Annotated in this window: 14 protein-coding genes and 1 pseudogene; 9 read left to right on the forward strand and 6 right to left on the reverse strand. The window is 71.2% G+C overall.

Annotated elements, in window-relative coordinates:
• Positions 1-215 precede the first annotated feature (215 nt).
• The 9 genes and pseudogenes from OV079_RS07530 (at position 216) to OV079_RS07565 (ending at position 13833) form a co-directional block, all read left to right on the forward strand.
• Positions 216-2303 (forward strand): serine/threonine-protein kinase, encoded by a 2088-nt coding sequence (locus OV079_RS07530; protein WP_267767095.1) that lies wholly within the window; start codon positions 216-218, stop codon positions 2301-2303.
• A gap of 2328 nt (positions 2304-4631) precedes the next feature.
• Positions 4632-5309, forward strand: a pseudogene (locus OV079_RS57390) (NAD(P)-binding protein); the annotation flags it as partial.
• A gap of 1741 nt (positions 5310-7050) precedes the next feature.
• Positions 7051-7245, forward strand: a complete 195-nt coding sequence (locus OV079_RS57395) for an FAD-dependent oxidoreductase (protein ID WP_420829508.1) — start codon at positions 7051-7053, stop codon at positions 7243-7245.
• Positions 7246-7447: 202 nt separating this feature from the next.
• A complete protein-coding gene (locus OV079_RS07540; RefSeq protein WP_267767097.1) occupies positions 7448-8560 on the forward strand; it encodes an FAD-binding oxidoreductase in 1113 nt (370 codons plus the stop codon).
• Complete coding sequence (locus tag OV079_RS07545) at positions 8452-9279, forward strand: D-arabinono-1,4-lactone oxidase (protein ID WP_267767098.1); 828 nt, start codon at positions 8452-8454, stop codon at positions 9277-9279. The genes OV079_RS07540 and OV079_RS07545 overlap by 109 nt, the downstream gene beginning before the upstream one ends.
• 258 nt (positions 9280-9537) lie before the next feature.
• Positions 9538-9846, forward strand: a complete 309-nt coding sequence (locus OV079_RS07550) for a hypothetical protein (protein WP_267767100.1) — start codon at positions 9538-9540, stop codon at positions 9844-9846.
• 163 nt (positions 9847-10009) lie between these two features.
• A complete protein-coding gene (locus OV079_RS07555; protein ID WP_267767101.1) occupies positions 10010-10981 on the forward strand; it encodes a PAAR-like domain-containing protein in 972 nt (323 codons plus the stop codon).
• Between the two features lie 256 nt (positions 10982-11237).
• Positions 11238-11951 (forward strand): SMI1/KNR4 family protein, encoded by a 714-nt coding sequence (locus tag OV079_RS07560; RefSeq protein ID WP_267767102.1) that lies wholly within the window; start codon positions 11238-11240, stop codon positions 11949-11951.
• A gap of 220 nt (positions 11952-12171) precedes the next feature.
• Complete coding sequence (locus OV079_RS07565; RefSeq protein ID WP_267767104.1) at positions 12172-13833, forward strand: metallophosphoesterase family protein; 1662 nt, start codon at positions 12172-12174, stop codon at positions 13831-13833.
• A 113-nt stretch (positions 13834-13946) separates the two neighbouring features.
• Here the strand turns inward: OV079_RS07565 and OV079_RS07570 are convergent, their stop codons facing one another.
• The 6 genes from OV079_RS07570 to ftsW form a co-directional block, all read right to left on the reverse strand.
• Positions 13947-15317: a serpin family protein gene (locus OV079_RS07570; RefSeq protein ID WP_267767105.1), complete on the reverse strand. Its 1371-nt coding sequence runs from the start codon at positions 15315-15317 to the stop codon at positions 13947-13949.
• Between the two features lie 379 nt (positions 15318-15696).
• Positions 15697-16221 (reverse strand): hypothetical protein, encoded by a 525-nt coding sequence (locus tag OV079_RS07575; RefSeq protein ID WP_267767107.1) that lies wholly within the window; start codon positions 16219-16221, stop codon positions 15697-15699.
• Between the two features lie 97 nt (positions 16222-16318).
• Complete coding sequence (locus OV079_RS07580; protein ID WP_267767108.1) at positions 16319-17101, reverse strand: hypothetical protein; 783 nt, start codon at positions 17099-17101, stop codon at positions 16319-16321.
• A gap of 727 nt (positions 17102-17828) precedes the next feature.
• On the reverse strand, positions 17829-18803 hold the full coding sequence (locus OV079_RS07585; RefSeq protein ID WP_267767109.1) for a beta propeller repeat protein: 975 nt from the start codon (positions 18801-18803) through the stop codon (positions 17829-17831).
• Positions 18804-19364: 561 nt separating this feature from the next.
• Positions 19365-19946, reverse strand: a complete 582-nt coding sequence (locus OV079_RS07590) for a hypothetical protein (protein WP_267767111.1) — start codon at positions 19944-19946, stop codon at positions 19365-19367.
• A gap of 114 nt (positions 19947-20060) precedes the next feature.
• Positions 20061-21392 (reverse strand): putative lipid II flippase FtsW, encoded by a 1332-nt coding sequence (gene ftsW, locus OV079_RS07595; protein WP_267767112.1) that lies wholly within the window; start codon positions 21390-21392, stop codon positions 20061-20063.
• Positions 21393-21422 lie beyond the last annotated feature (30 nt).

Genomic DNA, 21422 nt, shown 5'->3' on the forward strand with positions numbered 1-21422 from the left:
CACGATCGAGCGCCGCTCGTGGCGGGCGCGTCGTCGAGTTCGCCCGTGGCTGCGGCGGCCGGGCCTTCGCGCCGAGTCGCAGGACGACGTGACGCGACGCGGGCGACGGTCGCGACCGGCATGACGGCAGACGCCTGCGTTCGTCCGCCTCGGCGGCAATTGCCCTGGCGCGCCCGTTGACGGGGCCTGGGGCCTTGGGGTAGGCATGGGGCCGCATGGCAGTCCACGGCGGCGGATCGCCCGGGCCCAAGGCGGGCGAGGTCGCCGGCGGCGTGGCGCGCCGCGGCGACTTCGACTTCGCGGCCACGGTCGACTCCGACACCGTCGACGGCCCCAGCGCGGGCATGACCGGCGGCGGCACGACCGGCCGGGCCCGGCTGCCCGCGCACCTCGACTCGACGTCGTCCCAGGACTCGAGCGTGTTCGACGCGCGCGCGATGCCGATGAACATCGGCCGCCACGAGCTCGTGCGGCCGCTCGGGATGGGCGGCATGGGCCAGGTGTTCGAGGCGCGCGCGCCCGACGGCACCACGGTGGCCCTGAAGATCATTCGCGGCACCAGCCCGGAGCGGCTGTATCGCTTCAAGCGCGAGTTCCGCTCGCTGTCGGCGGTGGTCCACCCGAATATCGTCGCACTCTACGACCTCGTCCACGTCGACGAGCAGGGCGGCCCGGGCCTGGCGTTCTTCACGATGGAGCTGCTGCGCGGGGCCCACTTCGTGACCGCGATCCGCGACGAGCTGGCGGACGACGCCGGGCTCGACGAGGCGGGCCTGCGACGATTGCAGGACGGCCTGGTCGGCCTCGCGTGCGGCCTGTCGTGCGTCCACCGCCACGGCCTGGTCCACCGCGACATCAAGCCGTCGAACGTGATGATCACCCCGAGCGGCCGCGTCGTGGTGCTCGACCTCGGGCTGGTGCGCGAGAGCCGGGTCGCGTCGTTCGACAGCCTCGGCGAGAACGCGCCGCTGCTCGGCACGCCGCTCTACATGGCGCCCGAGCAGGTCATCCGCTCCGACGACGCCGGCCCGGCCGCGGACTGGTACGCCGTCGGCGAGGTGCTGTGGGAGTGCCTCGGCGGCGAGTCGCGCCACGCCGGCCGCACTCTGGTCGAGGTGTTCGAGCGCAAGCTGATGGAGCCGCCGGAGCCGCCGTCGCGCCGGCGCCCGGGCGTGCCGCCGCACCTCGATCAACTGTGCGTCGACCTGCTGGCGCGCGAGCCCGCCGCGCGGCCGAGCGCCGGCGACGTGCTGACGCGCCTCGGTCGCGGCGACCTGGTGGCGATCGAGCTCGCGGTCCAGGGCCTGCTCGGCCGCGAACACGAGGCCCGCCTGCTGCGCGACCAATTGGTGCAGACCGGCCGCGCCGGCGCGGTGTTCGTCAGCGGACCGTCGGGCTTCGGCAAGACCACGCTGGTCGAGCACGTGCTCGACGTCGTGCGCCGCGAAGACAGCGTGGTCGCGTTCTCGGGCAGCTGCTCCGAGCGCGAGTCGATCCCGTTCAAGGCCCTCGACTCGGCGATCGACGCGCTGAGCCTCTACCTCTGCAACACCGACGCCGACGCCACCGCGATCGCCCGCCCCGACGACCTCGCGGCGCTGGCCCGGTTGTTCCCGATCTTGCGCACGGTGCCGGCGATCCGGGCGATCGACGATTCGCGGCTCGACGGCCTCGACCCGATCGAGATCCGCCGCCGCGCCGCCGATTCGCTGGCCGAGGTGCTGACGCGCATCGCCGCGCGCCGGCCGGTGGTGCTGGCGCTCGACGACCTGCAGTGGGCCGACCTCGACAGCGTGCTCCTGCTCGAGTCGGTGCTGCTGCGCAGCACCCGCCGCCGGTCACGCTGCTGGGCAGCCACCGCGAGGGCACCGAGGCCACGCGGGCCCCGCTCGCGCACCTGTGGAAGAGCTTCGAGGCGGCCGATCACATCGGCCTGCGCCGCGTGCTGGTCGGGCCGCTGTCGGGCGAGCAATCGGTGGCCCTCGCGGCGCGCCTGCTCGGCGGACCGGTCGACGATCCGGTGGCCGTGCGGGTCGCCCGTGAGGCCGGCGGCAGCCCGTTCTTCATCGGCGAGCTGGTCCGCCACGCGCTCGCCCACGGCAGCCTCGACGACGCCGGCCTCAGCCTCGACAACCTGCTGCGCGCGCACCTGCAGCGGCTGCCGCTGTCGGCCAAGCGCCTGGTCGAGGTGCTCGCGGTGGCCGGCGGTCGGCTGCCGCGCGACCTCGCGGTCGACATCGTCGCCGCCGCGGCCGGTCCGGTCGATCGCGGCACGCTGGCCCGCCTGCGCGCCGAGCACTTGATCCGGATCGCCGACGCGTCGCAGGACGACGTGCTCGAGACCTACCACGATCGCGTGCGCGAGGCCGCGGCGCTGGAGGCCGCCGAATCGCACGGGTCGGAGCTGGCGGCGATCCACCTGGCGATCGGCGAGGCGCTGCTGCGCACCGGCACCGCCGACGCGGCCACTCTGGCGCACCACTTCCGCGCCGCCAACGACGGCGAGCGGGCGACGCAGTTCACCCTCGCGGCCGCGCTCGAGGCGGCGCGCGCGTTGGCCTTCGATCAGGCCGCCGAGCTGTTCCGGGCCGCGCTGTCGATCGGGGGCATCGACGCCGCCACGGCCACGCACACGCGCGCGCACCTGGCCTCGGCGCTGGCCAACGCCGGCCGCCTGCACGCCGCGGCGCGCGTCTACACCGACGCCGCGCACGCCGACGACACGCAGGCCAGCGAGGCCCAGCGCAGCGAGTGGCTGCGCCTGGCGACCGCGCACTTCCTGTCGACGGGGCATCACGACGAGGGCAGGGCGGTGCTCGAGGAGCTGCTGCCGCGCGTCGGTCTGTCGCTGCCGCGCGGCACCGCGGCGACGATCGTCGCGCTGCTCGCCCAGCGGGCGCTGCTCGCCACGCGCAAGCTGGTGCTGCCGCCGCGCGGCGGGCCGCGTCTGTCGGAGCGCGACGCCCAGCGCCTCGACGTCTGCTGGACCGCCACGCGCGGCCTCCTCTACAGCGACGGCATCACCTCGGCGCTGTTCCACGCCCGCCACCTGCGGCTCGCGCTGGCGAGCGGCGACCCGCTGCGGGCCGCGCGGGCGATCGGCTACGAGGCCTACTTGCGGGCGCTGATGGAGGGCGGCGACGCCGACGCCGAAGCGACCGCGATCTTCGACAGCCTCGAGGCCTCGGCCGACATCCAGGCCAGCCCGTACGTCCTCGGCATGCTGGCGCAGTACCGGGCCGGCGCGCACCAGATGCTGTGCCGCTTCGAACCGGCGCTGGTCTCTTACGAGCGCGGCATCGCCATCCTGCGCGATCAATGCACCGGCGTGATGGACGAGATCGCGCAGATGGACGCGCATCGCATGATGGTCCTGCTGTACCTCGGCCGGATCGGCGAGCTCGGCGACGTCGCGTTCCGCCTGCTGCGCGAATGTGCGGAGCGGCCCAATCCTTATGTCGAGGGCTTCGCGCGCGGCGTGCTCGGCAATCACGTGTACCTCGCGCAGGACCAGGTCGACGCCGCCCACGAGCAGCTCGAGCTGTACCGCCGCCACGCGCCCAAGCGGTTCGAGGCGCACTTCTTCAATTGCGCGTCGAAGCAGACCGAGCTGCTGCGCTACCGCGGCGAGGCCGAGGCGGCGTGGCAGCAGAACCAGGTCGACTCGGCGATCGTCGAGAAATTCCCGTTCTTCCGCGTGCCGTTCGTGAAGGCCGAGTTCTACCGCTCGCGCGCCGCCAACGCGCTGGCCGTGGCGGCGCGGTCGCGGGATCCGGCGCCCTTGCTCAAGATCGCCCGCGCGGCCGCCAAGCAGAGCTTCCGCGTGCCGCTGCCGATGTCGAACGCCTACGGCCACCTCACGCTCGCCAGCGCGGCCGCGCTCGAGGGCGGGCACGACGTCGCGATCTCCGAGCTGCGCCGCACCGTCGCCATCTTCGAGCGCCTGGCCATGGCCAGCGACCTCGCCGCGTGTCGCCGACGTCTGGCGGTGCTGCTCGGCGGCGACGAGGGCCGCGCGCAGCAGCAGCTCGCCGACGACTGGATGGCCGAGCAGCAGATCCTGCGCCCCGATCGCTTCACCGACATGATCGCGCCGGGCTTCGACCGGCAGCCGTAGACCCCCACCGACAATTTGGAGGAGTGCGATGAAGGACCTCTCGCGAGCGCGTGAACTAGCCATTGCATTGTCTCGCAACCCCGGCGGCACCGACGCCCATGCGCGCGCGGCCGCCCTCACCGGCGAGCTGGCGACGCTGTTCAATCACCCGGGCAACGGCGCGGGGCCGCAGGCCGCCGGGTACGAGGCCAAGGGCAACCTCGACGCCCGCGTCGCGGTGCTCGTATTGCCGGCGGCGACGGTCCGGCAATTGCTGCCCGCCGGGCTCGAGCTGGCGCCGCAGCCGGTCGTGCCGGCCGAGTATCACCCGGTCTATCTGTTCTTCTCGCACGAGATCTTCCGCGCGTGGTTCGGCACGATGGACTACGAGGAATTGCTGATCGGCGTGCCGTGGGTGCAGATCAAGGACCCCAAGGCCACCTATCCCGGGCCGTTCATCTACATGCCGCGGCTCTACCTCAACGAGGCGGTGCCGATGGAGCTCGGCGTGCACATGTACGGGTGGGAGAAGCAGATGGGGACGCTCAACGTCGTCGGCGACGGGTCCCCGAAGGTGCAATTCACGGTCACGCCGAAGGGCGGCAGCACGCCCGCGGCCACCGGCGAGTTCACCGAGATCCCGGGCGTGGGCCCGCAGGCGGCGGCGGACGTCAAGAACTTCCTCATCGTCCGCCAGCTGTTCGAGCAGCCGACGATCTCGCAGGCGCTGCACATCGTCGATCCCAACTCGTTCAACTCGCCGATCCCCGGGCCGTTCCTGGCCGCCAACAACATCCTCGAGGCCGACCAGCCGGGCGCGACGATCCAGCCGCTCGCGGCCACGATCACGATCGGCGCCTCGCTGACGCCGCAGGGCATCCCGCCGGGCACGTATCGCGTGCCGAGCCTGGCCGACGCCGAGCTCGGCGCGTTCCGGATCCGCTGCCCGCAGGGCATCTCGCTGCCGGGCTCGTGCGCCAACGCCGACTATCCGCGCCCGCCGGCCGCGCGCAAGCTCAAGGTCGCGGTGTTCGGCGGCGGGCCGTCGGCCTGCGTGACCGCGCTGTACTTGGCGCGCCAGACCGATCGCTACGAAGTCTCGCTCTACACCACCGGCTATCGCCTCGGCGGCAAGTGCCAGTCGTGGCGCAACCCGGCCAAGGCCTGGCGGGTCGAGGAGCACGGTCTGCACGCGTTCCTCGGCTTCTATCACAACGCCTTCACCGCGGTGCAGGACGCCTATCACGAGGGCTTCGCCACACCCGAGATCGGCGAGGCGCTTTACCAGCACGCGTTCTACCCGGAGAAGTACAACGGGCTGATGGTCCATCACGGCGGTGCATGGTCGTACTGCCCGTTGCCGAGCCTGTCGTCCGCGGCGCCGATGCCGTCGTCGACCGCGTCGTCGACCGGCGGTCACGCGCTGCTGATGGCCTGTGAGGCGCTGGCGCGGCGCGTGCTCGATCACTTCAAGGCGATGGCCGACGCGCACGCGGGCCTGGCCGACGGCATGGACGCGCACAGCTCCGTGCTGCATCGGCTGCGCAGCGCCGTCGTCGGGCTCGTCACCCACGTCGCGGAGGATGTCTACAAGACGAACCTCGGCGGCATCGACGGCCTGCTCGCCGGCGAGGTCGAGAAGGTGCGCGACGGCCTCGCGGCCCGGGTGCGCGCCGACACCTCGCTGTCGACGTACTTGTGGTTCCTGTGGACCGGCGCCGACACGATGTTGACGATCTTCGTCGGCCTGCTCAAGAACCCGGTCACCAACCTGTCCGAGCTCGACGCCTGGGACTTCCGCGCGTGGCTCAAGGCCAACGGCCTGAACGAGGCGCCCGGCGAGTCGTGGGAGGTCATCAATCAGGTCTACGAGACACTGTTCTCGCACCAGAACGCCGACCCGAACAAGGACGCCTGCAAGCTGCTCGACACCGACGTGCGCCCGGCCAACCTGGCCGCCGGCGTGGCGACGCGGTGGTTCTTGCTCGAGAGCCTCGGCTACCGCGGCGCGCCGGCCTATCGCTTCGAGTACAGCTGCGCCCAGACGATGATGACCCCGTACTACCTGGCGCTGAAGCGCCTGGGCGCCGCGGTCAACTTCTTCCACACCGTCACCGGCCTCGAGCTCGACGGCAGCGGCGAGCACCGCCGGCTCGTGCGCGTGCACCTGCAACGACAGGCCGAGGTCAAGGGCGGCGCGGGCAACTACCAGCCGCTCGTCATCCCCGACCTCGCCAACAATCCGCCCGAGCTGCACGACTGGCCGCTCGATCCGGACTGGTCGCAGCTCGTCGACGGCGACTGGTACCGCGATCACAAGATCGACTTCTATGACTCCTGGCGGGCCGGCGAGAACATCAAGGCGCAGCCGGTGCAGCTCGAGCAAGGTCAGGACTTCGACCTGTGCGTGCTCGGGGTCCCGCTCGGCGCGCTGCCGCTGATCGACTCGCCGCTGACGCGGCCGTCGCGGCCCGACGCCGATCCGGCGTGGAAGCGGATGATCGACGGCATCGCGCTGACGCAGACGCTGTCGTTCCAGCTGTGGCTGAAGCCGAACGCCGGGGCGCTGATCGCCGGGGCGCAGCGCGGCCTCCTCACCTGCTTCGCCCAGCCCGAGCCGAGCTACGGCGACTTCACGCCGCTCATCGCCCACGAGGAGTGGCAAGCCCCGGGGCCGCACCTGCTGTCGTACTTCACCGGCGCCTCGGTGGCCGGCAAGCCGCCGCTGCCGCCCGACTGCGGGCCCGACTATCCGCAGCGGATCCAGGCCCAGTGGGTCGCCAAGGTCACGCAGTGGCTCGGCGAGATACCTGAAGTTCTACGACGGCAGCGCGACGCCGCGCAGCTTCGCCGGCTTCCTCGACGACCTCGTGGTCGAAGGCGAGCCGCTGCAGGGCCCGGCGCGGCTCGCATGGCAGCACCTGATCGCCGACGTCGAGCCCTCGAACCTCTACGTGCTGAGTCAGCCGGGCTCGATCGCGCTGCGCCTCGGCCAGGCCGAATCGGGGGTCAAGGGCCTGCTCCTGTGTGGCGACTGGACCCGCACCGATCTCAACTGCGGCTGCGTCGAGGCCGCGACCACCTCGGGCATGCTGGCGGCGCGAGCGATCAGCAACGAGCCGCGCACCGTGTGGCGGCCGGGCTTCTGAGTCGCTCGAAGGGAGACACCGTCATGACCGACGAGCGCACCACCGACAGCCACGACTCCGCGACCGAGGCCGTCGCCTCGCATTCCACGACCCAGTCCAACTGGTCGGAGACCCTCACGTTCACGCCCGCGACCGCCGCGTCGCCGCGTTGCCTCGCCGAGCTGCGCGAGGTCGTCCGCCTGGCCCACGCCCGGCGCAAGCAGTGCGCGCGCGCGGCAGCGGTCACTCGTGGAACCCGGCGCTCGTCACCGCCGATTGCTCGGTGAACACCAGCCGGCTCACGCCCGCCGACAAGAACGCGTGCGTGTGCCACGTCGTCGGCGCGGCGGGGGCCGTCAATTGCATGGAGGTCCGGCACGCGACCGTGACCGGCGCCGATGGCCGCACGTACCGGCGAATCAGCGTACCCGCCGGGATGTGCCAGGGCGACTTCGCCGAGCTGGCGCAGCAGCTCGGCGCGCCGCTGCCGACCCAGGGGCCCGCGCCCGACATCACCCTCAGCGGCTTCGTCGCCAACGGCTGCCACGGCACCGGCTGGTCCGAGCCGACGATCGCCGAGCTGGTGTACGGCCTCGATTTGGTGGCACCCGACGGGACGGTGCTGACATTCACCGCCGACGCCAGCCCGCCCGGATTCGCAGACCTCGGCCTGAGCCCGGCCGAGCTGATGAACGTGGTGCGGGTGAATCAGGGCGCTCTCGGGGTGCTGGCGCGGATCGTGTTCCAGCTGCCGGCCGAGCCGTTCAACCTGCGGGTGTCGAACGCGTTCGTGCCGGTCACCGACGTGTTCGATCGCGGCGATCCGGGCAAGCTGCAGCGGCTGATCGAGGGTCACGACTACGTCGAGATCTTCTGGTTCCCGTACAACGCTTACAAGATGAAGGGGCTGACCCCGGTGCCGGCCGGGCCGGAGCACGACACGCTGTGGGTGATGATGCTCGATCGCACCAGCGATCCGGTCAGCGGCGACGCGACCTTCGTCGACCTGTGGAACGACGTGTTCGGGGTGCTGGCATTGGCGGGCGGGGCCATCGGGCCGCTCATCGATCGCCTGCCGCGGGTGGTGCCGGCGATGTCGAACTTCGCGCTGCATACGATGAAGTGGAAGAACCACTTCAGCGATCCGGTCGTGCTCACCCCGCCGGACGCTTTTTATATCAGAAGCACTACTTCCGCAGCTTCCTCGACCTCGAGTTCACGCTGCCGATGGACGGAGCGCAGGGCTTTGGCGACGTGGTGGCGGCGTTCTATCAATTGGTCGACCGCATGGAGGCGTGGCGCAGCGGCAGCGAGGGCGACATGCCGTACCCGGTGAACCTCAACGCCCACGCCCGCTTCGTCCGCAACAGCCAGGCGACCCTGTCGCCCGCCTATGCGCCGGCGGGATCGTCGCAGCACACGTGCTACTTCGAGTACCTCAGCTACTCCCACGGCGACCTGACCGACACGTACCTGGCGTTCAACCGCGAGTTCTACGCGCCGGCGCACGGGCTCGGCTGGAAGAAGTGGGGCGGGCTGCCCAATTGGGGCAAGTACCTCGACAGCGTGCCGGGCATCGACGAATACGTGCACTCGCTCCTGACCGCGAAGACGGGGGCAGGGCCGAACCGCCTCGAGCAATTCCTGGCGGTGCGCGACCGCATCGACCCCGACGGGGCGACGTTCACCAACGAGTACCTGCGCGGCTTCTTCACCGGGCAGGCGACCCCGCGGCAGGCGCTGCGCGGGGCGCCGGGGGCGAACTACCCGGCGATGCCGGCCGCGCCGCCGCGCCGGGCGTTCCCGCTGGCGAACGTCGAACACGCGACGCCGACCGCGCCGATGCGCGCGGAGGGGATGGAGCTCTACCACGACCTCGCGGCCGGGGCGGCTTTCCTGCTCAACGAACACGGCGAGGTCAACCTGCTGGCGCTCGAGCACGACCCGAGCACGGGGATGCTGCACTACGTGCCGGCGACGCCGTCGCAGCACATGGGGTTCGAGGAGATCCTCGATCGCGTGGCGCGGTTCCACTCGCCGCACGCCGCGGTTTGAAGGATGGTCGAGCATGGTACGAAGGACATGCTCGAAAGGGCATGTCCTTCGGGCCTTGTGATGGGAATCCGTGAAACTCGTGGCGTCGGTGAGAGGAGCCGGCCCGCCGGGCTCGGCGGTGCGTCGGATCGGCCAGGCTCGGCGAGCGACTCCAGGGCGACCGGCCTCGGCCGCGCAGCGGTCTGTATCGCGCCAGCGCCGGGGCGCCCGCCGAGGCCGCTCGAATCTTCGGCCGCGCCCGCGCGTTCGAGCCCGGGCATGCCCGCCCGAGCCGTGCTCTTCCTCGCCCTCGTCCTCATCGCCTGCGGCCATACTTCCAGGCTCGGAGAAGAGGCGGCAGAGGCACCCGAGCCGGTGGGACCGCCGCAGGATCAGGCGAAGGGCGAGGTCGAGGCCGAGGTCGAGGTCGAGGCGCCGGCCAAGCAAGCCCCGACCGCGCAGGTGATCACGTTCAGCGGTGACGACGCGGACCCCGAGCCGCCGGCGCAGATCCGCAGCCCGCCGAAGCGCCCGCCGATCCCGAGCTTCCAGCTGTTCGGCACCCGACCGACCGACGGTCCGCAGTGAGGCGGTATCGGCCGGTCCGTCGACACCGGTGATCCCGCGGCGAGCCGGGGTGCTTGCTGGCGTCGGGCTGCACGGGGGCGGGCTCGCGGCTATCATCGTGGCCCCATGCGCCGGTGCGCACCGGCGCTCAGGCCACCGCGAGGCAACGGCGAGGAGCGATGTCGTGAGCGTGTCCGTCAACCCTCCGAAGACGCCGGTGACGGCGGGCAGCAACGGCGTGGCCGCGGCGACGGTGCCGAACGTGTGCAAGATGCCCGGGCCGCCGGCGCCGTTCGTGCCGACGCCGCTGCCCAACATCGGCAAGAGCAGCGATTCGCCCAAGGGCTATTCGAAGCGGGTGACCATCGCCGGCAAGAAGGTGGCGATCAAGGGCGCGAGCTTCGGCTCGACCGGCGACATGGCCAGCAAGGCCACCGGTGGCGGCGTCGTCTCGAACAACACGCACGGGCCGACGAAGTTCGTCGGGCCCGGCTCGATGGACGTCAAGATCGAAGGCAAGAACGTCCAGCTGCTGAGCGACCCGATGCTCAACAACTGCGGCCCGAGCGGAACCCCGGCCAACGCGGCGACGCTGCTCGGGGTGATCCAGGCGAGCGGGCTGGTGACGGCGGTGGAAGCCGGTCCGTGCCCGATCTGCGAGAAGAGCCACGGCGACTTCGCCGAGACGGAACAGACGAAGATCGACGCGGGCGGACTGGCAGGAAACTTTGACGCCCAGGTGAAGCCGGTGATTGCGAAGGGCAAGGCCATGGAGCCGCCCGTCGATATCTCCGTCAGCACGATGCTCGGGGTGGTCGAGTGCAAGTGCGGCAAGAAATACGCGGATCAGTCGGCGGCGACGACCGTCGAGCTGTGCGACGCGGCCAAGGGGGCGGGGATGATTCACCCCGCGGACGTGACGTTGTCGTACGGCGACGGGAAAGACCCGCTCAACGCTGCGTACGAAGCGTCGTTGAAAGCAGTGCACGAGCGTGTGGGCGCGCTGCTTGGCCAATCTGCGCTGTTTCAGGAGAAGTGGGAAAAAGCGCGAGCTCGCGCCGCTCATAGCGATGAGATGCGCTTCAAGGAGAAGAACACTCCTGCGGCGTATCCTCCGGGACTTGCGCGGCTCAGAAGACATTGTTGTTGCTTCTGAACGATGGCGCTCTCCCGGGAGCCATGACTGAGCGGTGGTACAGCCATAGAGGCAGCAAGACGCAGGCGCCTATCAAGTTCCTGGACGAGCGCCAAGGATCGCGCAAGGAAGTCATCGACAAATTCAAGCACGGGGCCACGGTGCCGCCGTGCGGTGCCTGCGAACTCATCGTACCGCTGTTGCTTTGCGACGGAGGCAAGACGTCATGCGAGCACAAGAGCTAGAGCCCGAGGTTGAGGAGTTTCTCCTGGCCCTCGTGCCCGACCTACAGGACGCGTGGAAGGGGGCGACGGAGGACGAGATCGTCCAGATCGAAACCATCGCCGGTCGCCCGCTGCCGAGGTTCTACCGGTGGTTCCTCATGCGGATGGGGCATGAAATGGGGCCTTTGGCGTATCCCACGGCGGATTTCTCGGCGCCGAAGGTGCTGGAGTGCTACGCCCGGCGCATGTTCGCTCCGAATCCACGGTTCTTGATGATCGGCTACGAATCGGACGAAATGATGCCGCTGCATTTTTTCTACGATTTTCAGCATTCAGTCCGAGAAGACGCCCGAGTGACAAAGAGCCACGCGCTCGGCGGAGGTTTTCACCATGTCTTCGACACGTTTCGGGAGAAGCTGACGTGGGGAAGTTTCTTGGCGTTCCATCTGATAACGCTGCCGCAGTCCTGCATCGGTTCATTCAAGCGGCGCGATGGCGGGGACTTGCGCGCGACCCTCGATCCCATCATGGAGAGCCTCGGGTTCGTCCGTCCCGTAGAGACCGGACCGAACTGTGCGATCTATCGTAGCCCTCAGGCAAGCATGGCCACGTATTCAGGCCCCGAGGGTCTCCCGGGCTACCAGACGTTCCGCCTGGCCGGTCAGGACTCCGCTCGCTTGCGAAGGGTCCTAGGTCAGCTCGGGTGCGAGTCTTCGCTCCGCGTCGAGGTCGACGAGTGGCGACCTCCGATCGTCAACGGCGTTTGAGGCGGGTCTCACCGTGAAGAAAACGTCCGGGATCGAGAGCAGAGGCTGGTGGGTCGGATCCCTGCGGTCGTCGGCGCTGCCCCTGTCGCCCTGGCGAGGGGGTGCATTCACGGCACCCGGCGACGCACGTGGGCTCGTGAGGCCGCGCGCGTGAGCCTGCCGATGCTGACGGCCTCGCATCTCGCCGCGATGCGTCGCCGGCTTGTGTATGTTGGGCTGGATGATTGCGCGTCGTCTCGTCTCGGTCCTCGCTCTGGTCGCCGCCTGCAACTCGCCCACGGCAGGCGAGACCGACGACGGCAGCAGCAGCGGGGACACGAGTGGCACCACGGCGTCGCCGACGAGCACCACCACCACCACCACCGGCGAGGCGGACCCGACCACCACCGGCACGACCGGTGACGACAGCACCACGAGCACCAGTGAGCCGCTGCCGGAGCCGTTGCCGCCGCTTGAGGGGCCGGTGCCGCTGACCGACGAGGTGCTGCGCACGCCGACGCATCCGGTCGACGAGGACAAGCTGCTCGACCTGCGGGTGCCGGCCGACGTCGAGATCGCGCTGGCCGAGGGCTACGGCGACGTCATGCTCGGGCCTGGCGAGCCGGTGCTGCCGCGCACGCTCGACGGGTCGGAGCCGCCGTCGCCGGGCGCGGCGCCGAAGCTGCTGGCGCGCTTCGTCCACCTCGCCGACACCCAGCTGGCGGACGACGAGTCACCGGCCCGGCTGGCCTCGTTCGACGAGGTCTCGGGCGGCGCCTTCCGCCCGCAGGAGGGCCACGTGTGCCGCATGCTCAACGCCGGGGTGCGCACGATCAACGCCCTGCACGTCGACATGCCGCTCGACTTCGTGCTGCTCGGCGGCGACAACACCGACAACGCGCAGACCAACGAGCTCGAGTGGTTCATGGGCATCCTGAACGGCGCGCCGGCGGTCGAGTGTGACTCGGCGGTCGACGACGATCCGCTGCCGGGGCCCGACAACGACCAGAAGGATCGCTTCGCCCCGGTCGGCCTCGACGTCCCGTGGCTGTGGGTGGCGGGCAACCACGACGTCCTGCGCCAGGGGACATTTGCGATCCTCGACTTCAGCGAGCCGATCGGCGATTCGTCGGTCGGCGGGACGCGGGATTACGGCCAGCCGGGGGCGCCGATCGTCAAGGGCATGGTGCCGGCCGACCCGGCGCGGGCGTTCTTGACCGAGCCGGAGCAGGTCGCGATCGTGGCGGGCGACGGCGACGGTCATGGGCTCGACGCGGCCGCGGTCGCGCTCGGCCGGGCGTTCTACACCTTCGACGTCGCGGGCACGCCGCTGCGGTTCCTGGTGATGAACACGTCGTCGCTGACCGGCGCGAGCCAGGGGCTGATCCGTCCGGTCGATCTCGAGACGGTCATCGGGCCGAAGCTCGACCAGGCGCTGGCCGAGGACAAGTGGGTGATCGTGACGTCGCACCACCGCTCGGGCAGCCTCGGCAACGGGCAGGAGTTCGGCATCGGCACCAAGTACGACGACGCGCTGACGACGGTGCAATGGCAGGAGTTCCTCGGCGGCTACGACAACGTGATCCTGCACCTGGCCGCGCACACGCACCGGCTGATGGTCGAGCCGCTGCAGCCGGTCGGCGGCCACGCGTACTGGGAGATGGTGACGCCGTCGCTCAACGACTTCCCCTCGCAGATGCGCGTGATCGAGGTGTGGGACCAGGACAACGGGGCGCTGTCGATCCAGGCGCGCGCGTTCGACATGATCACCGACGACGACCCGCTGGCCGAGCTCGGACGCACGCTCGCGGTCGCCGACTTCACCTCCGGCTGGGAGAACGACGGCCGCGGGACCGGACCCGATCAGCGCAACGTGGAGCTGTGGATCGCCGCGCCGGAGTGAGCGCGCCGGGCCGGGCCGCGGGGCAGGTCGGCGGTCCCATCGGGAATGTCCTTCAGGACATGCGCTCATGAGCATGCCCGTTAGATTATGCCCTGAAAGACATGTCCGTACGCTCAGGCCGGGTCGACGACGCGCCCGTAGAACAGCAGCACGCCGCTGCGGACGTCGCGGACGTAGAACAGGAACGGGCGGTCGGCGATGAACGGGATCGGGGTCGCGCTGGCGTTGCCGACCGAGATCTCGATGGCGCCGCCGGCTCCGCCCTCGCCGTGCTCCGCGACGCTGAGGCGGGCCCGGTGGCGCACGGACGACAGGGCCAGCTTCTTCTCGTCGGAGATGTCGTCGAGCTCGGCGCGGCGGGCGTCGAACACCCGGGCGGCGCCGAGCTTGGCGATGAACGGCGCGAGGTCGAGGTCGCTGTCGAGGCTGAAGCGGGGGATCTGGAGGTCGACCGGGGCCGGCTTGGCGGCGTCGAGCCAGCTCTGCAGCCGTTCGAAATCGAAGCCCTTCTCGACGTCCTCGAGCCCGCCGCGGGTCGCGGGCAGGAGGATGATCATGCTGTACTCGCCGCCCTTGTACGGCAGCTCGACCAGGCGCAGCTTGCCGGCCAGGCCGAGGGTGGTGGACACGCGCTGGACGCTGCGCATCATCGGCACCGGCTCGCGGCGCTCGTGGCCGTAGAACATCACCGGCTGGGTGGCGGCGGGATCGAACGGCTCGAGCCAGTCGGCCTTGAACGCGGCGGCGTCGGTGACGAGCAGGCGCGTGGCGGCGTCGACGTCCTCGGCGGCCACGACCTCCGCGATCTCGCCGCGGGTCTGCTCGCGCATCCAGCCGTTGATGTGCTCGCGCGCGCCGGCGAGGTCGCCCGCGAAGTCGAGCACGCCCGGCTCGGAGGCGAACACCTTGCGCCCGAGGTCGAGGTACTCGGGCTTGAACGCGACCTTGCGATCGCCGAAGACCCGGCTCGCGGTCACGAGGGTGACGTGGTCGCCAGGGTGGTTCCAGCGCGCGGCGAGGTGGGCCAGCGCGGCGTGGACGTCGCCGGTCAGGCCGTCGTGGCGCAGCACCTCGGCCAACTCGCGCGCGGTGGCGCCGCTGCTGCCGGCGTGCAACATCGCCAGCGAGACGGACACGCTCATGCCCGAGACGAGCAGGTTGCCGGGCTGCTTGGCGAGCTTGCGCTGGAGGGCGATGGTGAAGTCGTTGATGCTGCGGCCGAGCGCTTGCTTGAGCTCGCTGGTGCCCTTGCCGGCCGGCGGCGCGGGCTTGCCCGGCTCGGGAGGCTTGGCGGCGGCGGGCCCGGCCTCGACCGCGGGGGCGGCCTTGTCGATCGACGCGTGGGTGGGGGTCGGCGCGGCGCTGGGGATGGCGGCCGGGGCGGCGACCGTGGCGATCGGGGCGGGCTCCGATTTCGTCGCCGCGGCGTCGCAGCCGGCCAGCGCGACGCAGACGACGAAGGTGCGGGGGACTCGCTGCGTCATGGACTCGCTCCTGGAGGCATGGTGCCGCAGATCGCCGCGCACGAGCGCGCCTGGGCTGCGCTGTCGCCTGCGGAGGTCGCGGCGGGGGGCTGCGCGCCCAGGCTTCGCAGCGTCGCGCCGGAACGACCGGACTCAGCCGCTGGCCGCCCGTTTTCGTGGGGGCGTGCGGCCTCGCTGACCGCAATTGCGCGCGCGTCCGCGGCGCCCGTTCGCGGCGCACGCGGGGCCGATCTGCGTGATCGCGTCGTGAGGACCTCGGCGAACGAGTCTGTCCCTTCGGACATGTCATGCGCGACGGCGTCGCGTCGAGGCTGTCCTTCGGGTCATGTCGATTGCGAGGCGCGAGCGAGGCTGGCGCTCGGGACAGGTGACGGCGGGGCTACTCGCAGTCGCTCCAGACCGTGTGGGTGTGGCCCTGGGCCTCGCTCGACTCGACCTCGATCGAGCCGCCCTGGTCGATGGTGGCGATGTGCTCCGGCGTCAGCGTGACGGTGTGGGTGTGATCGGCGAGGCCCGTGAACTCGTAGGTGCGGGCCTCGCAGGCGGCCACGTCGACGGCCGGGATCTCGAGCTCGTGCGGCGGCTCGTGATTGTCGTGGATCTGGACGTTGAGGAATTCCTTGGCCGCGCACCAGCCCTCGCCGCACACGGGGCCGGGGCTGGTGGTCGTGCCGGTCTCCGTGTGATAGGTGGTCGCCGTCGACGCGACGGTGTCGCCGGTGGTGGGCGCGGTGCTGGTGCCGTCGGTCGTGGTGCCGGTCGAGGGATCCGGCTCGTGCGTGGCGGCGGTGGTCGAGGCGGTGTCGCCGGTGGTGGTCGTGGCGGCGGTGGTCTCGTCGGAGGTCGGGCCGCAGGCGAGCAGGGATGCGCCGACGAGGATGCGAGCAAGGTTAAGCGTGGGCATATGCGGTAGCATAGCTCGGCGGCCGCGGGCGCGATGGACGGCTGGCTGCAAGCCGATCCCCCGCGAGCGACGATGGCCGCCCTGGGCGGGCGGCTCCTCAAAAATGGTAGTCGAGCTGGTAGGGCACGCAGGCGAGGTTGTCCGGGGTGTCGACGCGGATCCACACCTTCGCGCTGTCGTCGAGGCCGTCACAGTTGAGCTTGGGCGCCACCGTGGTCGCGCTGCAGCAGCCCTTCTGGCCCAGCGGGGCGGTGTCGGGGGCGGCGCCGTTGCAATTGATGCTGGTGCCGCCGCCGTTGCACTGCAGGTAGACGCAGACCCGGCCGCCGCTGCCGTTCTGCTGCACCAGGCTGCGCACCGGGTCGACGTAGTTGAGGAAGGCGTCGTCGCCGGCGAAGGTGTACCAGTCGACGTCGTTTTTCCCCTTGATGGTGGCGCACACGAACGAGCCGTCGTCGTCGGCGTCGGTGATCGTGCCGAGGTTCTGCGCGGTCTCCTGGTTGTCGTGCGGCTCCTGGCCGTAATCCTCGCAGGCGTCGGTGACCTGCTTGCACGGGCGGCAGGCGCCGTCGGTGTGGCAATATTCGGCGCCGCCGGGGCCGCAGGCGCTGTGCATGGCCTTGACCGTGTTGGTCGGGGTGCCGTCCTCGCAGGTGTCGTCAGTGCAGTCGTTGTCGTCGTCGGGGACGTCGGCGGCGTCGAGCATGACGACGGCGTCGCCGGCCTCGCACACGAACCGCTGGCAGTCGCCGGGGACCTGGTTCGGTGGGTCGTCGGCGAACTCGCTCTGAAGGCCGCCCTTGCCGTCGCACACGTCCTGGCGGCAGTCGCCGGGGGGCTCGGCCAGACTGTCCCTTGGGGCAGGTCGGCGACGCCGCACACGCCGTGGGTGCAGGTGACCTCCTGGCAGGGGCCCGGGGCGGGGCAGTTGTTCGGGCATTGATCTTCGCCGGCGGTCGGGACGACGTCGGTCGTGGAGCCGGTCGAGGTGGTGGCGGCGGTGTCGGTGGCCGGGCCGGTGGGATCGTCGTGGAACAGACAGGCGCCGGCGAACGCCGTGATGAGGATGCCGATCGCCGCCGCCTCGCTTCGCATGCGAACTCGAGGATGCCCGCGCGACAGGAAGAGCGCGAGGGCCTCGTCGTGGGACCGCCGAGAGCGTGGTCGCGCGCGCGCGTCGTGCCAGGATCGAGCGCGGTGGAGGGTGTCTATCTCGCGCTGCGTCTGCGGCTCGCAGGGACAGGCGCGAAGCTGGTGCCGGTGGCGTGCTCGCGCGCGCCGGGGACGAGGTCGAGGTCGACCGAGCCGCCGGTGCACACGGGGCTGCGCGCGCTCGCCGGGCGGGCGCGGGGCCGGCGCGCCGCATCCGGAGTGCGGCAGCCCTCGGCGCGCTGGCGCTCGCGGCGGGGCGCGTGGGGCGGCTACTCGCTCGCGGGGCTGTGGCGTCCGCGAGCGAAGTCGGGGGGCCGGGGGCGGTGCTGCTCGCGGCGTGAGCCGCAGCGACGCACCCGGCGCGGTCCGAGAGCCTGGCGATGACCCTGGAGACATGTTCGTAAGAACATGTCGAATGGGACATGGCTGGAAGGGCAGCCTCGGGAGAGGGGCCGCTACTGCCGGGTGTGGGCGACGCCTCGCAGCTCGGAGGTGAGCGGCGGGGTGACCGCGGTCCAGGTCAGGCCGTCGGGGCTGTAGGCGATGTTGCCGCCGACGCCGACGGCGACGTGGCGCTGGCCGTCGCTGGCGACGTCGTTCAGGTTGGTCATGAACGGGGAGGCCCGCACGAGCCAGGTGATGGCGTCGGCGGAGGCGAGGATCTGGCCGCCGCCGCCGACGGCGATCCAGCCGCCGGGGCCGTAAGTGAGGCCGCGCGGGTCGGCGGCGAGGTTGAACAGCGGGGTGTAATTCCAGGTCAGGCCGTCGCCCGAGTAGGCGCTCTTGATCGGGCCGAGCATGGCGAAGTTGGGGGCGCCGTGGCCGAGGGCGCTGTAGCGATCGCCGGTCGGGCTGCCGTCGACGCGCTGGACCCAACCGACGCCGTCCTGCCAGTTGAAGGCGCCGAAGTTCATGGCGTCGGCCTGGTAGTTGCCGATGGCGACGAGGGTGACGCCGTCGCCGGCGAGGTCGACGAGCATGTGCTTGGGGGCCGGCAGGTCGGGCCGCGTCCAGGTGATGCCGTCGTCGGATTCGAGGGTCTCGGCGCCGACGCTGTAGTCGCCGCCGACGGCGATAAAGCGGGTGCCGTGCCAGCGCACGGCGTAGAGATCGCGCGTGGACGGGCTCGAGGAGGCGCTCCACTCGACGCCGTCGTCGGAGTGGAGGATCTTGCCGGCCTGGCCGACGGCGACGTACATCTCGCCGCCGTAGGCGACGTCGTTGAGGGCGGTGGTGATGCCGGAGGTCGAGATGACCCAGTCGGCGCCATTGGTCGAACGCACGATGGCGCCGGAGTCGCCGACGGCGATGAAGAGGTCGGCGCCGGTCTGACCGCCGGTGCCGCTGTCGCTGTCGGTGTCGCCCGCTGGCGGGAAGAAGATGCAGCCGGAGACGGCGAGGACGAACGACGCGACGACGACGCGGAGCATGACCCGGCAAAGCTAGCCGCGCGCGCCTCGAGTGTCGAGGCGCGGGCCGGCGCGCCGGGCGTCGCCGCTGCGAGCATGCATCACACGCGACGTGAGGCTCCGGGCCGGCAGCATCGGGAATAAAGGCGACCGCCCCGCCGCCGCGCGCGGGCGCACTGCAGACGGTGAATTCCCGATCCGCGGCGGCGGCCTGCGAGCGGCGATCGGCCCGAGCTCTCGCTCGGACACACCGACGGTTCGACGAGCAACGGGACGACGGGCCCGGGGACATCGAGCCCGGGAGGACGAGCCCGACGATGCGTTCGCGGAAGCGGTCGTGGTCCGACCTCGCTGACTTCATGCGTCGCAGAGTTCGGCTCGAGGTCTGCGGGAGGTGTTCACCTGCGGGCCATCGTGCGCGCCATTGGATGCGTCGCAGAGTTCGGGGTCTGCGGGAGGGGTCGGGCCGCGGGCCGTCGTGCGCGCTCCATTTCAGGCGTTGCCGGCTTCGGATCGCGGCCAGCGGTCTCACGCGCTCCGTTCTGTGCGTCGCAGGCCTGCGGGAGGTCTTCTCCGCGTGCTTCAGCTGATGGCCTGCGGGAGGCGGCGGGGGCGGCGGTAGGGGGTGTTCTCCAGCGGGTTGTCGCCGACCAGAGAGGGGCCGAGGAGGTGCTCCATCAGGTTGAGCAGCTCGATGCGCTCCTCGTCGGTGCCGCGGGCGCGGGCGAGGTCGTAGAAGAAGGCCGGGATGGTCAGCGCCATGAACATGCCGACGAGGCCCAGCTTGGCGCCGGTGATGCCGGTGAGGCCGAGCCAGGCCAGGCAGGCGGCCCACATGATCCAAAAGCTGGCCTGGCGGGCGAACGGGCCGCGGATGAAGCGGACCTGCACGTCTGTCCCTTGGGGCATGGGGACGAGCTCGGCCTCGAGGGTCATGCGCCGCATGACGGCCGGCCCGGTGTCGACCACGCCGGCGGTGAGGTTCTGGCAGACGCGAAACTTGCGCGGGCCGAGCTCGGCGAGGAACCGGCGGCGGCTGCGGCTGCGGGCCGGGAAGCCCTCGAGGATCTGGATGTCGGCGTCGCCGCGGAGCCGCGCCAGGACCTCGGCGGGCGCGAGGTCGACGCGATAGGTGAGCGCTTCGGGCAGGGCGCGCAGGGGCACTTGCGCGTGAGTATTGGCGATTTCTCGGGCGCTCGCCACCCGCCCGGGGCCGGCGCTCGGACACCGGCGTGCGCACGGGCGGCGAGGCGGCGCGCGGAGGCCGGCGCGCGGGGCTCAGGAGCGCGCGATCCGGGCGTTGCGGCGCGGGCCGCTCGACGCGGCCGCGGCGCGCTTCCACGGCCACCACGACTTGCGCGGCGGCTCGGCGGTGCGCTGGCGGCGGTCGGTCCGCGCGGGCCGCTCGGAGGCGGGGGCGCGGCTGCGCTGGTCGCTGATCCGCCACGGGCGCGGGCGGCGGGAGATCGAGAGCAGGACCCCGGTGGCGCCCATGCTGACCAGCAGCGAGGAGCCGCCGTACGACAGGAACGGCAGGGTGATGCCCTTGGCCGGGATCACGTCGAGGACCACGGAGATGTTGATCAAGGCCTGGAAGCCGAACAGGGCCGAGAGCGCGACGGCGAGGTAGGTGCCGAAGCGGTCCGGGGCGCCGCGGGCGGCCACGAGCCCGCGCCACACGAGCAGGCAGAACAGGCCGATCACGGTCCACACGCCGACGAGGCCGAGCTCCTCGGCGATGCTGGCGAGGATGAAGTCGGTGTGGTTCTCGGGCAAAAACCCGAGCTTCTGCCGGCCGGCGCCGAGGCCGAGGCCCCACGTGCCGCCCGAGCCGACGGCGATCAGCGACTGCTGGATCTGGTACGACTGCTCGCCCGAGAGGAAGTCGAGCAGGCGGCCCTTGCGGAAGCCGACGCCGACGATCTGCGACCAGGCCAGCGGCGCGGCCAGCATCATGGCGGCGACGACGTAGGTGATCCGCGTGCCGGCGACGAACAACGCGGTCAGCGTCACGGCGCCGAGGAGGATGGTGGTGCCGAGGTCCTTCTCGAGCAGGACCAGGACCATCGTCAGCGAGGCGACCAGCAGCGGCGGGAGGAAGCCGGCCTTGAAGCGGCGCACGCGCTCGCCCTGGCGGGCCAGCATGGCCGAGAGGAACATCGCCAAGAACACCTTGGCGAGCTCGCTCGGCTGGATGTTGATGCCGGGCGCGCGGATCCACCGGCGCGCGCCGTTGACCTCGTCGCCGACGGCGAGCACGAGCAAGAGGCCCATGAGGCCGATGCCCATCAGGTGCGGGGCGAAGCGGCGGAAGATCCGGTAGTCGAGCCGCGACGTGAGCACCATGACGGCGGTGCCGAGCGCGAACAGCACGCTCTGGCGGCCGAGGAAGTACTCCCAGTCGTGGTAGCGCACGCGCGCGGTGTAGACGCTGGCGCTGTAGACCATGACGAGGCCGAGGCAGGCCAGCGACATGGCGGCGAAGAACAGCCAGGGGTCCATGGCCCGCCGCTCCTCGCCCTCGTCCGCGACGAGCGACGGCGAACCCTCCGCGGGTGCGACGACGGGGTCGTCTCCCGGGTCCGGGGCCGCGGTCTCGCTCGGGGTCACGCCCAGCCCCTCGCACATGTGCGCGCGCGA

Origin of the sequence: Nannocystis pusilla (assembly GCF_026626665.1) — a bacterium.
Lineage (GTDB): Bacteria > Myxococcota_A > Polyangia > Nannocystales > Nannocystaceae > Nannocystis > Nannocystis pusilla.